At 36.7% G+C, this 4,042-nt stretch carries 2 protein-coding genes and 1 pseudogene; all 3 read left to right on the top strand.

The genetic code is table 11. The features are described from left to right. Positions 1 to 1,293, top strand: a 1,293-nt coding sequence (locus G630_RS0117610) for an SH3 domain-containing protein (protein WP_026499352.1), incomplete at its 5' end; no start/stop codon positions are given. Between the two features lie 146 nt (positions 1,294 to 1,439). Next, positions 1,440 to 3,389: a protein kinase domain-containing protein gene (locus tag G630_RS23920; protein ID WP_049946290.1), complete on the top strand. Its 1,950-nt coding sequence runs from the start codon at positions 1,440 to 1,442 to the stop codon at positions 3,387 to 3,389. Between the two features lie 183 nt (positions 3,390 to 3,572). After that, a pseudogene (locus G630_RS22630) lies at positions 3,573 to 4,042 on the top strand (leucine-rich repeat protein); the annotation flags it as partial.

The following is a 4,042-nucleotide window of genomic DNA, read 5'->3' as shown; positions in this document are numbered from 1 at the left end:
GCACTTTGTGCAACGATATACCGTTGCATAACTGGAGAAAAGCCTCCGGAATCCATGGAGCGCATGAGACAGGATACTATGAAGTATCCTTCTTCGTATGGAATTAGCATAACTAAGAGTGAGGAATCAGCACTGCTTAACGGACTGGCTGTCTTAGCTGAAAATCGAATCAAAACAATGGGAGAGCTTGAAGTCAAGTTGTACGATAACACAGAGGTGGATGCCGGTTTTAATAATTCAAATCCTGTTCAGTCTTTACAAAGTACCGACATGGGACAGATAGGACAGACCACATATGAAGCTGATTCCTTACAAAATGATACGGATAATTCTTTATATTCTGGAACTGCTAATAATAAGGGTGTTCCAGACAAGAAAAATATGTACATTGCATGCATTGCTACATTGACTGTGGTTGTACTCCTTTTGATATTTGGTTTTGTTTTTGGGATTAGTAGAAACAATAAGTATTACGATGAAGCTCAAGTTACTGTGAATCAGAATTCTAAGGATAAGGAAATTATTTCGGAGCAGGAAGAGATTGTAGAAAAAAGTGAAACTGAGAGTAGTGATATTAGTACAGAATCGGGGATAGAAAATACAGTTGATGTTGGTACAGAAAGTGAGACGGTAGACGAGGATGATACAGAAAGTACAGAGAGCACGCCCTCTGATTCAGGTAATGATAATAAGACTGATAATATAGAAGTTCAAGGTGATTATAGAGATTATTTAGATTGGAGTGGAGAATATGATGAAGGATGGATGGATACTATCCTATATTTTGAATTGTATGCACATGGGATAAGTAATTCGGAATGTGGATATGTAAGAGAGAATTTTAGAGGTAATGAGTTTAACGGAACACTTTATTATAAAGGAAATGACAAATTTTATGGAGAAATTGAATATTCTGGTTCTAAAGCAGGATATTATTTTTACCCTAAATTAGATAACGGAAAATATAAATTGGATGTGTACGATTCTAATGGAAATTATGAGTGTACATATGTAAAGTATAGTGGCTCTGATACATCAGATGAATATGCATATGTATATAACAATGTAATGTTTACAGTTACTGTTACGGCATCCGATGGCTATGTGAATATGAGGACTGGACCTGGGACAGAATATGCCATAATAACGACGATATCAACAGGAGAAGTATTAGATGTTATTGACGGGGTGACACGTGAAGACAACGGAAAGGTATGGTACAAAATTCAATATTATTTCAATGGTAATTGGGTTGAAGGGTGGATATCAGAAACGCAGGTAAAAACAAATTGAGAAATATTCCATTTAGTCTTTTTTTACTATTATTTTTTGAAAAAAGGGGTACAGCATAGATATTATTGGATTTTTTTAATCATGTTTTTAACTGTATACCGAATAATTAGAGTTGTTAAAGCGCGATAATCGCTAGGAGGATTTGCTTGAACGATATAGATATTACTCATATTTGTCCAAACTGTATGAAAGACATGGGTGAAAGTAGTCATGTCTGTCCTTATTGCGGATATAGGAATGGTGAGGCTGAAGAATTCAATTCACATGCACTGAAGCCATATACGATTTTACAGGGGAAATATCTGGTAGGAAACATACTTGGCGAAGGTGGATTTGGAATAACATATATAGGTCTCGATTTAAATCTGGAAATTAGGGTCGCAATTAAAGAATTCTACCCCAACGGATTTGTGACCAGAGAGTCAGGTGTCACCAGCATGGTCACAAATTATACATCCAGTGATCGGCCTCAATATGAAAAGTGGAAAGACAGCTTTGTCAGAGAGGCGAGAAGTCTGGCCAAATTTTCGGATTTGCCGGGTATTGTCCATGTTAAGGATTTCTTTCAAGAGAATAATACTGCCTACATAGTGATGGAATATGTAGAAGGAGAGACTCTTAAAAGCCATTTGAAAAACTGTGGCGGAAAAATGCCTGTTCAGGAAACACTTTCGATGATGAGGCCGGTAATACAGTCACTCGCTAAGATACATCAGGCTCAGATAATTCATAGGGATATCAGTCCGGATAATATCATGATTCAGGAAGGCGGCAGCGTAAAACTTATAGATTTTGGCGCTGCTAGAGATTTTGGCAACGGTGATGACAGGAGCTTATCCGTATTGCTGAAACCAGGGTTTGCTCCAGAAGAGCAGTACAGATCAAAGGGTAATCAGGGACCGTGGACAGATGTATATGCACTTTGTGCAACGATATACCGTTGCATAACTGGAGAAAAGCCTCCAGAATCCATGGAGCGTATGAGACAGGATACTATGAAGTATCCTTCTTCGTATGGAATTAGCATAACTAAGAGTGAGGAATCAGCACTACTTAACGGTCTGGCTGTCTTAGCAGAAAATCGAATCAAAACAATGGGGGAGCTGGAAGCCAAGCTGTACGACAATACTGGTGGTAATGCTAGTTATAAGGATTCATATGCGGGGCAGTCCATACAAAACACTAATACTGTGCAATCAGCACAAAATATTCATGGTGTTGAATTGGTACAAAATAATTCTGAATTTATTCAAGCAAAAGACAAAGGAGTTCATGACAAGAAAAAAATATATTTTGCATGTATAGCGGGATTGACTGCTATTGTACTCATTCTATTGTTTGTCATTGTTTATCAGAATGTAAAAAAAGATGATGTATCTGATGATTTAGCTGTGGCTACTGGAAGTGAGGAAGTAACAAGTACTGCTACTGGTCCTGCTTCTGAGAGTGATACTAATACAATTGACACACAATCAGAGCCTCAAAATGAATTAGATACACAAGAGTACAAAGAGGAGACAAATAGTACTCCCACTAATTCAGTAAATATTAATTATGATGACCTAAAAGATACAATTATGATTTATTATGCAACGTATTACGGTACTAATAATATTGCTGCTGAGATTGATCATGAAACTGATGAGACGGTTACTATATGGTTGTATGACCCGTATGCAACAACAACATCGTCGACATTAGGATTTTATGATTTTAATAAAAAAACAGGCATATGGACAAATAGTATTACAGGTGAATTAGTTGATTTTGATGCAGCGGCTAAAGCATATGAGGAAAATCTTGCAGCAAGAAGTGGATACTCGGAATATATACTTTGGTATAGCAGTGAATATGCATTGACAGAATCAGACTTGGGCGGCCTATCCGCAAAAGAATTAACTTATGCAAGGAATGAAATCTATGCCAGACATGGGTATATTTTCAAATCAAGTGAGTTAAATAACTATTTTAGAAGTTTATCATGGTATGAACCTAATCCGTACTTTGATGGGACATTATATGGGATAGAGAAAAATAATGCTGCATTTATCAAGAACTATCAAGAAAGGAATAATTTGCAATATAAACCATATTGATCTTTGGATAATGAAAGAAGTAGTACAGGATATTTCTGAACATTTATGCATGAATTATAGAACTGCATAAGCATGGCTGAGGCAAAATATTTACTCATTTTTTATCATTTTTTTATTATGTTTTTAACGGATTATAGGATAATTAATAATAGTCTAGAGTAATTATCATCAGGAGGGGCTGATTTGAATGATATAGATATTACTCATATTTGTCCAAACTGTATGAAAGACATGGGTGAAAGTAGTCATGTCTGTCCTTATTGCGGATATAGGAATAATCAGACTGAAGAATCTAATACGCATGCACTGAAGCCATATACGATTTTGCAGGGTAAATATCTGGTAGGGAATGTACTTGGTGAAGGTGGGTTTGGAATAACATATATAGGTCTCGATTTAAATCTGGAAATCAGGGTCGCAATTAAAGAATTTTATCCCAACGGATTTGTAACCAGAGAGTCCGGCGTCACCAGCATGGTCACAAATTATACTTCCAGCGATCGCCCTCAATATGAAAAGTGGAAAGACAGCTTTGTCAGAGAGGCGAGAAGTCTGGCTAAATTTTCGGATCTGCCGGGTATTGTTCACGTTAAGGATTTCTTTCAAGAGAATAATACTGCCTACATAGTGATGGAATATGTAGAAGGAGAGAC

Source organism: Butyrivibrio sp. WCD2001, assembly GCF_000424485.1.
GTDB lineage: Bacteria > Bacillota > Clostridia > Lachnospirales > Lachnospiraceae > Butyrivibrio.
The sequence above is the reverse complement of the archived record's forward strand: the minus strand, read 5'-3'. Positions and strand labels throughout refer to the sequence as shown.